Source organism: Pseudomonas sp. MPR-R2A5 (genome assembly GCF_058793055.1).
Map to the genome: position 1 here is coordinate 1 of NZ_JBXAFK010000023.1, position 16,573 is coordinate 16,573.

Here is a 16,573-nt window from a genome sequence, read left to right on the forward strand (position 1 = left end):
CAGGCCGACCTGGTAAAAGCACGGCCTGCCTGACGGCAGGCCGTTACCGGCCCGCACACAAAATATCTGACAGTCCCACTGGCAGGCGCTTATTCTCGGCACGTCTGAAAAGGTACCCTCCGATGACAAGTCTTTCCTCCACGCCCTTACCGCACCTTCTGCCCCAACAGCCTCCCCTCCTGATCGACACACCCACGCCCGCCCTCCCGGGCAACCAGCCCCCCACCACCGACACCGAACAGTCCGACTCAACCCAAACAAACCCCTCAACCACCGATACCGCCAGTGGCAGCTTGGCGCAAACCCTGGCAGACAAGCAGAACCTGCGCAGCCTCGGGCAAAAACTCAACGATATGGCCCAGCGCCTGGGTGTAAACGCCACGCCGCAGGAGATCCTGGCCGCGCTGAAGTCGACCCCCATGGATGTGCAAACCGCCTCGTCCTATCCCGTCGCCCCCGGCCATGCCACGACAATGGAGGCCTTCATCACCTCCATAGGCGTGGCTGTACCGAACAGCCATTTCGCCTTGACCGCATTGGCAGACGCCGTGCTCAGCAGGGCCATTGAACACCCCCTGGGCAATCTGGGCGGTGCCCTGTCCTGGCCGCTGCCGCTGAGTATCGCGGAGCAACGCACGTTGCTCAGTGCCGCCACGCAATATGTCACGCTCCACCCCAACCCACCGTCGATGGGGGCAAGCCTGGGCCCGCTGGATTATCTCAACAGCAATCAGCCACTCAGCGGCGAAGCCGCATGTGATCCAGCGAAGGCGCTGGAAACCCTGCTCAGTACCCCCCGTGCACAAGCGCTGGGGCAAGCCATGCAGACTCAATTGAACGGCATTGCGACTGACACCAGCGTCAATGACTACACACTGGCCGCGCTCAATCTGATGCTGGACCCACAGTCCATCAGCACGCCCCATCGAAACACCGTCGCCGGGTTTGATCTGGCACAGTCGGAGCATTGGGGCAAACCCGCATCAGCCATATTCCCGGCCCTGAGCAAGCACTTGAGCGCGCAAGGCCACGCCACGGCCGAAATGGCCAACGTAGGCGCTTACCTGATGCTGGCCCGCAAGGCGCCCGAGTTGCTGATCAAGGACATCCCCAGCAACGTGACCTATGGCAGCCCTGCCTGGGTCAACCTGTCGATCGCCGCGGCAACAATAGAAGCCCAGACACCGGGCAAAGTGCCCAACATGAGCTTTGCCCAGGTCATGAATGCCGCCGAAGACGCCAGCCTGCAAGATCCAGCCATGACCCAACAGGCACAACGCGCCGCCCTGCGGGTGTGGGGCGTGGTGAGTGGCGCACTCTCCCAGCAAGAAGCTGATCGCTACAGCCCCGACGACGTCGAGAAGGTCCGCAGCGCGTTCAATCAACAGGCGAATGAACGATTGGAGGCGTCCAGCCAGATTCAGACTGAAATGCCCAGCCGCAAAGACATTGCCCTGGCCGCACTTAAACAACGGTTCGGCTCGGATGTGCCCTTTGAAGAAAAACTGCTGAGCGTCAAGAACACCAAGCAACCCCACATACAGCCGCTCTACGACCCCAATCGTGCCCCGGCAGGCTTGCACTCGTTGCTGGATATCGCCATGAGTGGCTTGCACCAGTACGAATGGGAAAGCACAGACCCACGCATCCTCCGCGCCACGCAAGGCGAGTCCCTCCAATTCGACGTGAACAGCACCTTCAACGATCAGTTCACCCAAGCCATCGATTCAAGAAAAAAGGGCATTGCTAAGGCGGTCAAACACATGATTGCCCAATTGCCCCTGGCCGACAGGCAAAACCTGGAGCATGGGGAACTTGAGTTCTACCAGCACAATACCTACAAGCTGGGGCTAGGATTTACCGGAAGAACCCTTCACAGCAAAAACGACAATTTGCTGGTTAAAGCCACAGGGCCAAGCGGCGAGACGGTGTATAAGATCGACCTGAAACAAGGGCGCGTGACCCAGGTTCCCACCACCGTTTTGACCGATCAGCACGAACGTAACGCCAGCCTGGTCTACCCGATTGAGCGGTTCACACCAACCACCTCGCCTGAGGCCGACTTCGCCCAGGACAAGACCGTCAGTTCTCCTCCGCCCACGCCTTCGAGCTACACAAGTGCCCGAACACAGTCCATTGCCGATGCCTTTGTCGAACACCTGGACATTGCCGGCAAAGACGTGGTCCGGCAGGCCAAGGGGGCTACCAGCTACGATCAGCAGATGGACACGGAGTGGAAACTGGTCGGCTTTTTACTGGACCTGATTCCACTCAGGTCGGCCATTGTCAACTTTCAAAACGGTGACTACCTGGATGGCGCGACAGACCTGGGCATGGATATCTTTGGTTTCGTCACTGCCGGCGCAGGGGCGGCAGCGAAAGTGACAAAAGCCGGAACCTCGGCCGTCAGCGCCGCAACCAAGGCCCTGCGGGTGGCCAAAATACTCGGGACCACCGTCATCGGTGAGCTCAACCCCTTCAGTGGTATAGGCGATCTGGTTCAAGGCGGTGCAAGGCTGATCGGCAACGGGATTGAACAGGTCAAGCGCATAGGTCGTCATCACAACGTGTTGAATGTCGCCAGTGCCGAATATGGACCTATTACCCAAGGCACCTTCAAGGCTGCCGACCAGACCGTCGAGGGAAGCACCATCCTGTTTGATGGCCAACGGTATGCCTATGATCCCGACAAGGGCAAACCTTACGGAGCGCCGATCGAGGCATTCAACCCGCTGGACGGGATGATGCCGCCCGCCCCCAATATAAACGCATCCCGCAATCTCCCCGCATCCGCACACAATAACCGGCATAACCCGCTTAGCTCGAGCAACCGCCCGGCCCGTCCGCAGCCACCGGCGAATGGCCCGGTACAAGCGGTCCCGAACGGCATCCAAAAGACCGACCACTTACCTCAGGGGGAGTATGTCACCAGCATCAAAGGCGCGATAAGCGATGCACACTTCACCCCGAGCAGGAAGGCGGCAACCCGGCAAAAGTTCGGGCAAGAAATGAATGACTTTTATCGGCGGATGGCAAACGGCGGCCTTCCGGCTCGCCCCACCCTCCCCGTGATCCCTGGTCAAGTCACACCCAAAACGCTGATCGAAAAGGCCCTGGATGCATCCGATGGCGTGGTCTTTGGTGACATCCATAAAGAAATGGCCAGTTTCCAGACGCTGTTCGATAACGTAGACACCTTCAAGCAAAAAGGGGTCAAGAAACTGTATATCGAAGCCACGTTCTATGACGCACAGATGAAAGTCATTGACGACGGCATCGGTTTTCTCGGCAACGGCAAGACACCACGGCTATCGCCCTCATTCGATGAGTTGGTCAAAAAATTCAATGATGAAGGGATAGAGATCGTGCCCCTCGACCATCCTTATCTCACCCGGCACAAAGATGAGCCCGAGCAGTTCCAAGCAATCAATCAGGCGCAGCAAAATGAGCCAAGGCTCAGGGAATTCAATTACTACGCCGCACAGACCATTCGCCAGAACCCTCCGGGCGAAAAGTGGATTGCGTTGATGGGCAATGCCCATATGAAGACATCCCAAGGAGTCCCGGGAGTGGCGGAGCTGACAGGCGGCATTGGGGTGGGCGTTTTCACAAGGACAGACCCGGGAGTAAGCGTCGGAATGAGGAAGACCAAAAACCTCCCGGATCCGGCAAAGGCCTTAGATCCTCACGACGCACCGGGTGACCTGCACATTTTCCACGAGGTCTGAGGTCCAACCTACCCCCTGAACCCAGCCTGCTCATACGCGATGACAAAACGCCCGGCCGGAGGCCGGGCTTTTGTTCAGGGCCTGTCACCCGCCATGCACCCATCGCTGATGCAACCATCGCGCAAACGCATCCAGCGCAAAGCCCAGCAGCCCGATCAGCAGCACCATCGCCATCAGTTCCGAATAAGCCAGGCGGTCCCGCGTGTCGAGGATGTAATACCCCAGCCCGGCACTGACCCCAAGCATCTCGCACGGCACCAGCACGATCCACAAAATGCCGATGGCCAGGCGCACGCCGGTCAACACATGCCCGACCACGCCTGGAATGATCACCCGACGCAGCGTCTCCCAGCGCGTGGCACTCAGGCTCTGGCTCAACTGCAACCAGCGTGGGTCCAGCTGGCGCACCCCGGCAGCGGTGTTGAGCATGATCGGCCACACCGCGGCAAACGCCAGCAGGAAGTAGATCGGCTGGTCCCCGACGCCCATCAGCATCACCACGATCGGCATCCACGACAGGGGCGAGATCATCCGCAGGAACTGAAAGGCCGGCGTGGTCGCAGCCTCCAGGTTGCGCGAACTGCCCACCAGCAACCCCAGCGGTACGCCCACCAGCAAGGCAAGAAACAGCCCGACCACAATGCGCTTGAGGCTCACCGCAATGTGCAGGTACAGCTCGCCGCGCCCCAGCAACTCCCACAGGCTGCCGAACGTGGCCGCCAGTGAAAAACGCGCTGACAAGCCGTCGGCAGCGCCAAACACCTTCACACCCAGCCACCAGAGCAACAGCAACCCGGCCAAGCCTCCCAACCCGAGCAACCAGCCCGGCCACGCTACGGTTTTACCTCGGTTCAAGCGCCGATCTCCTCGTGCCGCTCAAAGCCCTCCGGCAAGCCAAAGGTCTTCATGCCACCCACGGCCTCGATGGCGTTGCGCACAAAGCGGTCATCCACGAGGTCCTTGGCGACGAAGGCCGGGTCGAGATCGGCGAGGAACTTCTTGTCGCCTTCGATCAAGGTGTCTTTCAGGCGCCGTACCAGTTCCTCGGTGTAGCTGGGGAAGGGATAGGGCTGGAAGTCGATGCGATGTTCGTCCCAGTTGGCATGCTGGATCGCACCCTCCGCCAGGTACGCAGCGCGGTCGCTGGCCGCCGGTGCCAGGACCTTGCTCAAGACCGGTTCAGCATGCGGCGTGTAGCGGTTCGGGCCATCCTTGGACAACAGCTTCACCGCTTCTTCGCGGTGGTCGCGGGTCCAGACCTGGGCCTTGACGATGGCATTCACCACCTTCTGCGACCACTCCGGGCGGTTGACCAGGTCATGCTCATGCATGAACACCACGCAGCACGCATGGTTGCGCCACACATCGCCGGTAAAACGCTGCACGCGACCGACCTTGAGGTTTTCCGCGAGGGCATTGAACGGCTCGGCGACGATGTAGCCGTCGATGCGCTTGCTGGCCAATGCCGGCGGCATGTCCGAAGGCGGCAGCACGATCAGGTTCACCTCATTGGCGGCAATCGCGCCACCGGCCGCACGGGCAACGGGGGTAAGGCCGTTATCGCGGAACAGTTGCTGCACCACCACGTTATGGATCGAATACCAGAACGGAATCGCCACCGACTTACCGCCCAGTTGCTTCACGTCAGTGATGCCCGGCGCCACGGTCAGCCCGGAACCGCCGACGTGGTTCCACGCCACGACCTTGGCCGGGACCTGGCTGCCATAGCGTGCCCACACGGTCATCGGCGACAGCAGGTGAATCACGTTGACCTGGCCCGAGATAAACGCCTCGATCACCTGGGCCCAACTGCGTAGCAGCACCGGGCGCTCGGCCTTGATGCCCTCGGCCTCGAACAGGCCATTGTTATGCGCCACCAGCAATGGCGTGGCGTCGGTGATCGGCAAATAACCGATGCGTACCGGTGCATCCGGTTCATTGGCCGCGCGTGCCTGCAGGCTGCTCAACAGCGGCAAGGCACCGGCGGCGCTGAGCACCGCAGAGAGTTTGAGAAAATCACGGCGCGAGTGGGTCAGGTCATCCAGACACATGGCTAGGCTCCAGCAGGTCAAGGGGGTTGGGTTGAGGGCGGCTCGCCTGCCGTAGGGTTTTAAGAATCTCGATGCGCAGCGCGCCAATCGCTTCTACCTGTTCCTCGCGGGGTTGCGGCAGGTCGATCCGCCATTCGCCCAGCGTGCGCGCCGGGCGGTTACCCAGTAGCAGGATGCGGTCGGACAGCAGCAAGGCTTCGTCGATGTCGTGGGTGATCAACACCGCCGCCGAACCCTGTTCGCGATTGACCTTGAGCAACAGGTGCTGCATGTCGGCACGGGTCACTTCGTCCAAGGCACCAAAGGGTTCATCGAGCAGCAGTACTTGCGGCTGGCGCGCCAGGCAGCGGGCCAACGCCGTGCGCTGGGCCATGCCACCGGACAACTGCGCCGGGAACTGCTGGCGCGCATGCTCAAGGCCCACGGCCGCGATGGCATGGTCAACGCGCTGGCGCCGCTCCTCGGGGCTCAGGTGCGGCTGACGGGTGAAGTCCAGGCCAAACGCCACATTCTTTTCCAGGCTCAGCCACGGCAACAGGCTTGGGTCCTGGAACGCCACCGCCACACGCGGGTGCGGGCCGCTCAATGGCTCGCCCAGTACCTGTACGCCGCCGCCCTGAGGCGCCTGCAAGCCGGCGAGCACCCGCAACAGGCTGGATTTGCCCACACCGCTGGGGCCGAGGATCGATACCACTTCGCCGGGCTGCAACTGCAGGTCGAAGCCTTGCAGCACCGGGCCGCTGGCGTACCCCAGGGCAATGCCCCGGGCCGTCAGAACCGCCTGGCTCATAACGCGGCCTGGCGTTGCAGTTCGGTGCGCAGTTGCACCAGGCTGGGCGTCACAATCGGCACAAAGGCCGACTCACGCCAGCGCCGGGCAAAACCACTGCCGTGCGCGGTGAGGTAGGCCTTGCCGCCACTGGCCTGCAGCTCAAGTTGCACGGCGCTCGCAGCGGTTTCCGCGAGGGCGATGCGCAGCTTGAACAATGGCACCGGTTCGGCGGCAAAACGTCCGGCCAGCAACCCTTTCTTGAGTTCGGTGACCAGGTGATCGAGGGTCACGCGCAACGCCTCCAACTCTTCACGCAACACGGTGCGGGACGCGCCCAGATGATAGGCCACTTCCGCCAACGAGCGACGCGCCAGGCCAATCGACATGCCGCATTGCAGGCCAAGAAACGCCGGGCGCACCGCCGGCAGGAACTGGCGTGCATCCTCATGCAGCAACCAGTCGCGACTCAGCTCCACACCTTCCAGCCCCAGGGCGGCCGTGTTGCTGGATTGCAAGCCGAGCAAATCAAGGTCGTGTGAGCGCTGCAAGCCCGCCACTGAGTCCGGGATCGCCAGGATAAACGGCGCACCACCGTCGGCATGTTCAATCGCGGCGGCGGCGACGAAGCCGTTCTTGCGCAAGTTGGTCACCCAGTGCAGGCGACCGTTCAGGGTCCAACCGTCGTCGCTCGGCTCGCCGCTGATCTGCAAGGTCTCGATACCCGAGAGGAACTTCATTGCATTCGACAGCCCCGTGGCCCCGGCCAGCTTGCCGCTGAGCAGGTCCGGCAACAACTGCTCACGCAGCCGCTCGTTGGGGCTGTGCAACAGATACTCGATAAACGAACGCTGCCCCCAGCACACAAAGGCTGCCGCCAGGGAATGGCTGGCAACATTCGCGATGGCGTCCACCGCCCCGCCCACATCGCCGCCGAGGCCACCGAGGTGCTTGGGTACGCCGATTCGCAACACGTTGGCGTCTGCCAACCGCGGCAGCACTTCCTGTGGGTCGCAACTGCCCACATCCAGGGCCTGCGCTTGAACATCGAGCCAACGGCTCAAGATTGGGTCAAGCATTCATGTTTCTCCTTGTTAAAGCAGATGACCATCACCGACGCGTGCGCGCCTTCAACTGGCCGGTTGTTCCCAACGGTACTGCGCCAGCTCCGGGTTCAGCGGGGTACGGGCAAACACATTAGCGAAGTTGCACAGAGTGGCCAGGCTGACCCCCAATATAACCTCCAGCGCCTGGCCTTCGGAGTAGCCGGCGGCCCGGAACGCCTCGTAGCCGGCATCGCTCACATCGCCTCGGGTAGCGATCACTTCGCGGGTGAACGCGGCGAGCGTCTCATAACGAGCATCAGGCAGTTCGCCACGCTGGCGCAGGGCTTCGATCACGGTTTCGGGCAGCTTGGCTTTGTTGCGCGCCACGGCGGTGTGGCCGGCCACGCAGAAATCGCAACCGTGGGTGGTCGCGGCAATCAGTTGCACCACTTCGCGATCGGCCAGGCTCAGCTCGGCCTTGGCGTTCAGGCCGGAAACGGTGATGTAGGTCTCCAACGCGGCCGGCGCATTGGCCAGCACGGCCAGCAGGTTGGGGATGAAACCCGAGCCTTTCAGCGCATTTTCCAGGAAGGGTTTGGCCGCTGGCGGAGCGGTTTCGAGGGTGAGCAGCGGTACGCGGGACATGGTGCGGTCTCCTTATTGGTTCGTGTACCAAGTCTGTTGGTTATAAAAAAACGCCTCAATAGGCTAAAGTAGCGATTACTTGCTCTTGAGTCTTTCCATTAGATGAATTCGTCCGGTGCACTTGTCGATTGGTTATTAGACAGCCTTGAACTCGAGACCAGCTTGTTTCATGTCGGACGTTACTGCGGTGACTGGCACGCCAGCACCCACGGCCTGGCACGGGCCAGTTTCCACCTGCTCGTGCAGGGCCAATGCTGGCTGCATATCGACGGCGAGCCCAGCCCCCAGCACCTGAACAATGGCGACGCGGTGTTTCTGTTGCGTGACCTTGAGTACCGACTGTCCGGCGAAGCCACGGCGGCGGGTGCGCAGGAATGCCCGCGTCGCCCGATGGTGCCACTGGACAGCGCGGCCACCGACGGCGTGGGGCTGGTCTGCGGGTTCTTTCACTTCCAATCCGGCTTGTCCGCAATGATTGTCGACAGCCTGCCCGCGTGGATCATCCTGCGTGCCGGCGACCCGTCATTGACCGCCGCGCGCAACCTGTTCGAACTGATCCTACAAGAGTGCGAACGCACTCCGGCGCCCTCGTCCACCCTGCTCGAACGTCTGTGCCACCTGCTGTTCCTGTATGTACTGCGCCAACAAGTGATCGGCAACACCGACTTGGGCGGCCTCGCCGCGCTGGGCCGGCAGCCGGCATTTGCGCACCTGCTGGAACAATTGATCGCCCGGCCGGCGGAGCCCTGGACCCTGGAAAGCATGGCCGCCTGCACCGGCCTGTCGCGCTCGGCGTTTTTCAAGCGCTTCAATGAGCTGTGCGGGCAATCGCCAGGGCAAGTGCTACTGATGATGCGCATGCGCCATGCCTGCCAGCTGTTCAAAAACGACCAGACCGTGGCCGATGTTGCGCTGGAGGTGGGGTATCAGTCGGTGGCCGCGTTTACGCGGGCGTTCCACAAGGTCATTGGCCAGCAGCCGGGGGCCTATCGCAAGGGCCAGGCGCCAGGCGTGAAGCGCTAAGCCCACGCATCGTAATAAATGGGACGGTTTTGCAGGCGCCCGCCCCTAACGCTGTAACCCACTGCCGGGCCGCGCGCACAGTTCCACCAGCCAATCGACAAACACCCGCACCCGCCGTGATAACTGGCGGTGCGGCGGGTACAGCGCCGTCAGGGCCATTTTCGGGACTGGCAAGTGTGGCAGCACTTCCACCAGCGTCCCCCGGGCCAGTTGCTGCATCGCATGATAATGGGGGGCCTGGATCAACCCGTATCCGGCTTCGCAAGCAGAGAAATAGCCGTCTGAACTGTTCACCGCGACAGTCTTGGCCAGGTTGACGCTCCGCAACTCGTTCGCTAATGCGAATTCCAGCCCGAAGCGTTTGCCGCTGGCGCTGGACACATACTCAACCATCTGATGCCGGGCCAGGTCGTCCAGGGTTTGGGGCACCCCCATGCGTTCCAGGTACCCGGGGCTGGCCAAGGTCAGTTGGTCCATCATCGCCAGCGGCCTGGCCACCAGTGATTCGTCCAGGGCCGGGCCACCGCGCAGCACGCAATCCACACCTTCGCGTATCAGGTCCACCGGGCGGTCATTAAGGCTGATCTCCAGTTCAATCTGCGGGTAACGCGAGGTGAACGTCGGCAACGCGGGGATCACGATAAGGCGCCCGATACCCGACGGCATATCAATGCTCAGGGTGCCGCGCGGGTTCTGGCTGCGGGTAGAAAACACCGCTTCGGTTTCCTCCAGGTCTGTCAGCAATTGCACGCAACGCTGGTAATACGCCGTGCCATCCAGGGTCGGACTGACCTGACGCGTCGTGCGCTGCAACAACTGCACGCCCAGGTGCGCTTCCAGTTGCTTGATCAGGATCGTCACCGACGCGCGTGGCAGTTGCAGGCTGTCGGCCGCCTTGGCGAACCCGCCCAACTCGACAATCCGGGTAAACACGCGCATTGCGTTGAAACGGTCCAAATCTCGCCACCTCTATTATGGATTATTTAGATTTTACGAATAGTGATAGTGCTTTTAGCCGGTTTATCCCGGTTTTGTCGAGGGTAACAATAGGCGCCTACCTCAACAGGAGCTGCACCCATGCACACTCGTCAACTCGGTAAAAACGGCCCACGTGTTTCCGCCATCGGCCTCGGCTGCATGGGCATGACCGACTTCTACACCCCCGACACCGATACCACCGAGGCCACGGCCACCCTGCATCGCGCGCTGGAACTGGGGGTCAACTTCCTCGACACCGCCGACATGTACGGCCCGCACACCAATGAACAACTGATCGGCCAGGCCATCGCCGGCAAACGCGATCAAGTGTTCCTGGCGAGCAAATTCGGCATCGTGCGCGACCCGGCGAACCCGGCGCGGCGCGGCGTCAATGGGCGTCCCGAGTACATCCGCGAGGCCATCGACGGCACGTTGCGGCGGCTGGGCATAGAAACACTGGACCTGTATTACCAGCACCGCATTGACCCTGAGGTCGCCATCGAAGAAACCGTCGGCGCCATGGCCGAGCTGGTCAAGCAAGGCAAGGTGCGTTACCTGGGCCTGAGCGAAGCGTCCGCCGCCACCTTGGAACGCGCCCACAAGGTGCACCCGATCAGCGCGCTGCAAAGCGAATATTCCTTGTGGAGCCGCGACCAGGAAGACAACGGCTGCCTGGCCGCCTGCCAACGCCTGGGCATTGCCTTCGTGCCCTACAGTCCGTTGGGCCGGGGCTTTCTCACCGGCGCCCTGCAAAGCCCGGACGATTTCGGCGCCGATGACTATCGCCGTCTCAGCCCACGTTTCCAGGGCGATAACTTTGCGAAAAACCTGCAATTGGTGAAACAGGTACAACGCCTGGCGGCTGACAAAGGCGTCACCGCCGGGCAATTGGCTTTGGCCTGGGTGCTCGCGCAAGGTGACTTCATCATCCCAATCCCCGGGACCAAGCAGCGCAGGTACCTGGAACAGAACGTAGCGGCTGTATCGATCACCCTCACCCCGGCCGAACTGGCGGCGTTGGACGCCATCTTCCCTGCCGACGCCACAGCTGGCCTGCGCTACCCCAAGGAAGTCATGGCAATGCTGGATATCTGACGAGCCCTGCCAGGGAGCCCCTTTATCAAGGGGCTCCCACTTCCTTGCACCATCGTACCTAAAGCTATTGCGCGCCAAGCCGATAGCCCTACGAAGCTCTAACAAAGCCGCGTCGACAATAAACGCTTCGTAAGGACGACCCCCATGCCCCCACTGCGCTCCATCCAAGCTCGCTACACCGTGTTCCTGGTGCTGTTCGTCCTGATGCTATTAGTGTTGACCGTCGTGGGCATCGGCCAATTGGTCGCGCCCACCCTGCGCCAGACTGAAGAGCAGGTCGTACTCAATCGCATCGCCGAGGTTGCGGTACAGATCCAGGGCGAGTTGAACAAAGTCCAGGCCCAGCAACGCACCATCACCCAAACCATCCCCCTGCTCGACAGCGATGCCATCGACAAGGTCCTGCCAGGTCTGGTGGACCAGTATGGCGAGCTGAAAGTGTTCGGCGGTGGTATCTGGCCGCTGCCCAACCAGCGCACGCCCGGGCGCAACAAGCACAGCACCTTCTGGCACCGTGATGCGTCGGGCAAGCTGGCCGTGAACACCTTCTGGAACAGCGACCCGGCGCCCAACTACTACGACCAGAGCTGGTACAAGGGCGGCCTCGCCGCGCCACGCGGGCAATGTGCCTGGGCCGCGGCCTACAAGGACGACGCCAGCCAGGAGCCGCGCACCAACTGCGCCATGGCCATCCAGCGTGATGGCGCGGCGTATGGCGTTGCCACTATCGACGTGACCCTGGGTTTCTTCAACGACCTGGTGGCGAGCAAGGAAAAAGACATCGGCGGGCAAATGCTGATCGTCGAAGGCGACGGCAAGATCATCAGCAACAGCACACGTATCAACAGCCCGGTGGTGCTGAAGAACATCAGCGAACTGAGCGGCACCTCGGCGTTCGCCGCCATGATCAGCAAAGCCCTTGGCCAGCGTGACCAGAAGTTGCAACGCAGCGAGTTCGACAACCAGGGCGTGGCCAGCACCTTCTACATGCGCCCGATCGAAGGCACGCCATGGTTCCTCGCGACCGCCCTGCCCACCTCGCTGATCACCGCCCAGCGCGATGACGTGCTCGGCACCCTGGCGCTGCTGCAAATTCCCATGGTACTGCTGCTGGTGCTGCTGGCGGCCTATGCGATTCGCCAGTTGGTCCAGCGCATGAAAACGCTGAAAAGCAACATCGACGCACTCTCCGCCGGCGACGCCGACCTCACGCGACGCATCACCATCCGCGCCGAAGACGAACTCGGCGCCATCGGCCACTCGGTCAACCGCTTTATCGTCTACCTGCAAAACATGATCGGCGAAGTGACCCTGGCCACCGGGGCCATGTCGTCTGGCCTGGCGCAATTGCAGCAAACCTCGGCGCAGACCAACAGTATCCTGGTGCGGCATGCCTCGGAGACCGACCAGACCGTCACCGCGATCACCGAAATGAGCTCCACCGCCGACACGGTGGCGCACAACGCCGCCGAAACCGCTGCATTCACCCAGCGCGCCAATGAGCACGCCGACCGCTCCCGTGTGGTCGTGGGTGAAGCCTCTACCAGCGTCAGTGCATTGATCGGTGAAGTCGCCAGTGCCACCCACACCGTGGAAAACATGCGCCAGGACGCCGCACGCATCACTGAAACCCTCGGGGTCATTGGCGCGATTGCCGGCCAGACCAACCTGCTGGCACTCAACGCGGCGATCGAAGCCGCGCGTGCCGGCGAGCAAGGCCGTGGGTTTGCGGTGGTGGCGGACGAAGTGCGTGCGCTGGCGGCGCGGACCCAGGCCAGCACCTCGCAGATCAATGAGATGCTCGCGCGCCTGACCACGGGCGTGAGTTCGTCCGTGGCGGCCATGGAAAACACCCAGGCCAGCTGCCAGTCGGCGGCGGACGCTACCGCACGGGTGAACAGCGGCCTGGATGAGATGGCTGGCTCGGTCAGCCATATCAACAACCTCAGTACCCAGATCGCCACGGCCGCCGAGCAACAGAGCGCGGTGACCGAAGAGATCAACCGCAGCATGGTGCAGATCCGACATATGGTCGAAGAGCTGGTACAAAGCGGCCATGCCACTGAAACCAATACACAAAGCCTGCTGGATGCGAACGGTCGGGTGATTGCGTTGATGAGCCGATTCAAGGTGCGCTGATAAATGGATGAAACACTCCCGTGCAATACGCGGGAGTGGGACTATTCTGACAGCTCACGGTGCATAGTTTCGCCACACAGGAGGTGTGCCATGCGCGCTGAGCAGTCGATTCGCCTGGAGCGGATCAGTCAGGAACGTTTTATCCAGGCCCCTATCGACGCCGTCTATGACTATGTGACCCAACCGGATCGATGGCACGAATGGCACCCCACCTCCCTTGGTGCCGAGACCGGCACCAGCGGCTCACTCCCCGCCGGCGCGCGTTTCACCGAGGTCATCGACCTGCTGGGTGTACGGGTTCCCATGAGTTATCGCGTGCAGATCGCGCACAAGCCTGGGGAGTTCAAGACCGTGTTCACCTCCCTGGCTGTCGACGGCTCCCTACACTACGTCTTGCAACCCTATAACGGCGGCACGCTGTTCAAGCGCGTGTTGACCTATGAGACGGAGTTGCAACTGGCGAGCTTGCATGAACGCATGATCGAGCTGTCCACGATCGCGCTGGACCAGCTCAAGCACCGGCTGGAAAATCCCGACTTCGTATAATTTTGAAACATTACCACTGGCGTCGCGCACCGGCGGGCGCTGGCTTGCCCGCGATGACGTGGTCATGATCGCCACCATCCCAATGGCCACCTCCTGCTGACGAGACCTTCCATGAAAACCCCTTTGCGCCTGGCCCTGCTGTCAGCCCTGTTCACCACCGCCCTGGCCCAAGCCGCCGACTTGATACCCATCGACGTACACCGCGACGCTAATTGCGGCTGCTGCAAAAAATGGATCAGCCACCTGGAAAATAACGGTTTCAAGGTCAATGACCACGTCGAAACCAACATGAGCGCGGTCAAGCAACGCCTGGGCGTCGCCCCGCGCCTGGGTTCCTGCCATACCGCGGTCATCGACGGCAAATTCGTCGAGGGTCATGTCCCCGCCGAACAGGTGTTGGCGTTGCGCAAGCGCGACGACCTGCTGGGCATCGCCGCACCGGGCATGCCCATGGGGTCGCCGGGGATGGAAGTGGACGGTCAAGCCGAGGCCTATCAGCTCATTGGCCTGACGCGTGACGGCCAGGATGTTGTGGTCGCCGAGTATCCGGCGCACTGATCGGTGTTGGTCGGTTACCTCGGGCTGTTCGTCGCGGCCTTTGGTGCCGCGACCCTGCTGCCGCTGCAATCGGAAGCCGTGCTGGTGGGCTTGCTGCTCAGCGGCCAGTACAGCTTGTGGTGGTTGCTGGGCATCGCCACCTTGGGCAACGTGCTGGGGTCGCTGGTCAATTGGCTGTTGGGCCGCTGGGTGGATCACTTCAAGGCGCGACGCTGGTTCCCGGTGAGTGCCCGGCAACTGGACAAGGCGCGCGGCCATTACGCGCGTTGGGGGCACTGGACGTTGTTGCTCAGTTGGGTGCCGATCATAGGCGACCCCCTGACATTGGTGGCCGGGGTGATGCGCGAACCCCTGTGGCGCTTCTTGCTTATGGTCTCTATCGCCAAAACAGCGCGCTATGGCCTCGTAGCCTATCTGACGGGGCCTTGGACATAATCATCTGTCGGCGCTGACCGGCAGGCCAATCTGTACCAACTGGCGCAACGATTCATTCAACTCCGGCGTAGAACCCTCAACAATCCGCGGCTCCACGACGTAATAGAGGTACGGTTTGTACCCGTCGAATCGTTCAAGGTCCTGGCGGTAGATCAAACGCTGCACGGGGGCGCCTTCTGGCCACGAGTCGCCGACCAGCTTCGACTCGCTGAACACCACCACATCATTCAATCCACGGACATAGCGCATGATCAGGGTCAATTTATCCTGCGCTTGACGCCATGGGTAATAGGGAATACTCACCAGCGCGGAGTTGGGAATAGGATGCACCGTATGGCCGGGGTATTCGGCAAAATAAGGCGCCTCAAGCCTGACAATCGAGCCGAATACCTTCGCAACGGTGATTCTCGAATACAGATCGACGGCAGGATTCTGCTTCCTCAGCACATACTTGATTTCCACCCGGCCGCCTGCAGCGGCACGCACCACACCATATGGGACATTGTGCGTGACCGTCCTGCCAGCCGTGATGACCCGTTCAAAATCACGATGCACAATCACACCCCCGTTGGGCGGGTAGGACCGGAAGTCTATGTCGTACAGACTTCCCGCCGGGGCGATGGCTGCAGAGTTGTGCATCTCGATGAGCAGGTCCTCGCCATTGAGTCGCTCTATATCGATAGTGTCAACGGGGCCATCGGTGATAATGGCCGGGCCCTCTAGCCGCGTACTATCCAGGTTCACCTGCACCTTGGTATCTGCGGACCTGTCCGTCGACGTGTTGCCTACCTGGTCCACCAGTAAAAACCCTACCAACAGGTCGGTGCCGTCGCCCCCTTCCATCAGTTGGTCACGACTGATGTTGAACACGGTTTCGCGGCCAACCCCCGCCACTTGTTGGATGATAAGCACGCTTGCCCAAGAGAAATGGATCATGTCCCGGGCATGCATGTTCGGATAGGGGGCAACTGTCACCGTTACCCCGCGTATGGCATCCGGAGGGTCAACAATCGTGGTCGACAGGGTGAACTTGAGCTCTGAATGCCCTACGCCAGGGAACGGTGGGTTATTGTTTCTTCCACCCGGCAGGTCAGTCTTCACCAACACGCTCAAGGTGTAGGAAGCGGCCTCGCCTCCCTCTTTGAAATGCACCACATACCCCAGCCGCACCTCACCATCAGGAAGGTTCTTGTGTTCAATGCTGAAGAAATAATGGTTGGCCGCCTCATCGCCCTCCTTGAGCATCAGGGTTGCCAATTGCAGCATATCGGGCATGCGCACGATATTGATCACATCGCCCGGGCTTGCCAGCCAGTTCCTGTCCACCACCACCGTCAAGCCATACGTCAGCAACCAGAGGCCAACGCCCCCGTCATAGCCAATGACGTTTTGCTTCATACCCGGAATATTGAGGCGATCGAGTTGCCTGGGTTGGCGGGGTGATTGGGGGGCCAGGGCAATGTCCATGGATTCTCTCCGACTGATCAAGCGAACACTCAAGCGACGCTATTGAGCGGTTGGTGTTATCAAACAATGATGGGCGGGGCATGGCTACTGTCA

General features: G+C 61.3%; 14 protein-coding genes. 7 read left to right on the forward strand and 7 right to left on the reverse strand.

Annotated features, from left to right (window positions below; genetic code table 11):
• The first annotated feature begins 353 nt into the window (after positions 1–353).
• Positions 354–3,728, forward strand: coding sequence for a membrane-targeted effector domain-containing toxin (locus AC1Q6I_RS17325; RefSeq protein ID WP_146016760.1), 3,375 nt, complete (start codon positions 354–356; stop codon positions 3,726–3,728).
• Positions 3,729–3,812: 84 nt separating this feature from the next.
• Here AC1Q6I_RS17325 and AC1Q6I_RS17330 read toward each other — a convergent pair whose 3' ends face one another.
• Genes AC1Q6I_RS17330 through AC1Q6I_RS17350 form a run of 5 tightly spaced genes read right to left on the reverse strand, consistent with a single transcriptional unit; the run spans position 3,813 to position 8,239 of the window.
• Positions 3,813–4,583 carry an ABC transporter permease gene (locus AC1Q6I_RS17330; RefSeq protein WP_024075724.1) on the reverse strand — a complete coding sequence of 257 codons (771 nt, stop codon included), beginning with the start codon at positions 4,581–4,583 and terminating at the stop codon, positions 3,813–3,815.
• On the reverse strand, positions 4,580–5,779 hold the full coding sequence (locus tag AC1Q6I_RS17335; protein WP_024075725.1) for an ABC transporter substrate-binding protein: 1,200 nt from the start codon (positions 5,777–5,779) through the stop codon (positions 4,580–4,582). Before AC1Q6I_RS17335 ends, AC1Q6I_RS17330 begins: the two co-directional genes overlap by 4 nt.
• Positions 5,766–6,569: an ABC transporter ATP-binding protein gene (locus tag AC1Q6I_RS17340; protein ID WP_024075726.1), complete on the reverse strand. Its 804-nt coding sequence runs from the start codon at positions 6,567–6,569 to the stop codon at positions 5,766–5,768. Before AC1Q6I_RS17340 ends, AC1Q6I_RS17335 begins: the two co-directional genes overlap by 14 nt.
• Complete coding sequence (locus AC1Q6I_RS17345) at positions 6,566–7,627, reverse strand: acyl-CoA dehydrogenase family protein (RefSeq protein WP_024075727.1); 1,062 nt, start codon at positions 7,625–7,627, stop codon at positions 6,566–6,568. Before AC1Q6I_RS17345 ends, AC1Q6I_RS17340 begins: the two co-directional genes overlap by 4 nt.
• A 51-nt stretch (positions 7,628–7,678) precedes the next feature.
• On the reverse strand, positions 7,679–8,239 hold the full coding sequence (locus tag AC1Q6I_RS17350; RefSeq protein ID WP_024075728.1) for a carboxymuconolactone decarboxylase family protein: 561 nt from the start codon (positions 8,237–8,239) through the stop codon (positions 7,679–7,681).
• A 102-nt stretch (positions 8,240–8,341) separates the two neighbouring features.
• Here AC1Q6I_RS17350 and AC1Q6I_RS17355 point away from each other — a divergent pair, with 102 nt between their 5' ends.
• Positions 8,342–9,262, forward strand: coding sequence for an AraC family transcriptional regulator (locus AC1Q6I_RS17355; protein ID WP_024075729.1), 921 nt, complete (start codon positions 8,342–8,344; stop codon positions 9,260–9,262).
• Between the two features lie 45 nt (positions 9,263–9,307).
• Here AC1Q6I_RS17355 and AC1Q6I_RS17360 read toward each other — a convergent pair whose 3' ends face one another.
• Positions 9,308–10,219, reverse strand: coding sequence for a LysR family transcriptional regulator (locus tag AC1Q6I_RS17360; protein ID WP_102623501.1), 912 nt, complete (start codon positions 10,217–10,219; stop codon positions 9,308–9,310).
• A gap of 120 nt (positions 10,220–10,339) precedes the next feature.
• Here AC1Q6I_RS17360 and AC1Q6I_RS17365 point away from each other — a divergent pair, with 120 nt between their 5' ends.
• The 5 genes from AC1Q6I_RS17365 (at position 10,340) to AC1Q6I_RS17385 (ending at position 15,013) form a co-directional block, all read left to right on the forward strand.
• Positions 10,340–11,335, forward strand: coding sequence for an aldo/keto reductase (locus tag AC1Q6I_RS17365; protein WP_102623500.1), 996 nt, complete (start codon positions 10,340–10,342; stop codon positions 11,333–11,335).
• Positions 11,336–11,479: 144 nt separating this feature from the next.
• Positions 11,480–13,474, forward strand: a complete 1,995-nt coding sequence (locus AC1Q6I_RS17370) for a methyl-accepting chemotaxis protein (protein ID WP_069076285.1) — start codon at positions 11,480–11,482, stop codon at positions 13,472–13,474.
• Between the two features lie 90 nt (positions 13,475–13,564).
• Positions 13,565–14,020 carry an SRPBCC family protein gene (locus tag AC1Q6I_RS17375; RefSeq protein ID WP_024075733.1) on the forward strand — a complete coding sequence of 152 codons (456 nt, stop codon included), beginning with the start codon at positions 13,565–13,567 and terminating at the stop codon, positions 14,018–14,020.
• Positions 14,021–14,131: 111 nt separating this feature from the next.
• A complete protein-coding gene (locus AC1Q6I_RS17380) occupies positions 14,132–14,578 on the forward strand; it encodes a DUF411 domain-containing protein (protein ID WP_102623499.1) in 447 nt (148 codons plus the stop codon).
• Between the two features lie 3 nt (positions 14,579–14,581).
• Positions 14,582–15,013 carry a YqaA family protein gene (locus tag AC1Q6I_RS17385; RefSeq protein WP_024075735.1) on the forward strand — a complete coding sequence of 144 codons (432 nt, stop codon included), beginning with the start codon at positions 14,582–14,584 and terminating at the stop codon, positions 15,011–15,013.
• Here the strand turns inward: AC1Q6I_RS17385 and AC1Q6I_RS17390 are convergent, their stop codons facing one another.
• Complete coding sequence (locus tag AC1Q6I_RS17390; protein WP_102623498.1) at positions 15,014–16,480, reverse strand: hypothetical protein; 1,467 nt, start codon at positions 16,478–16,480, stop codon at positions 15,014–15,016.
• Between the last annotated feature and the right edge of the window lie 93 nt (positions 16,481–16,573).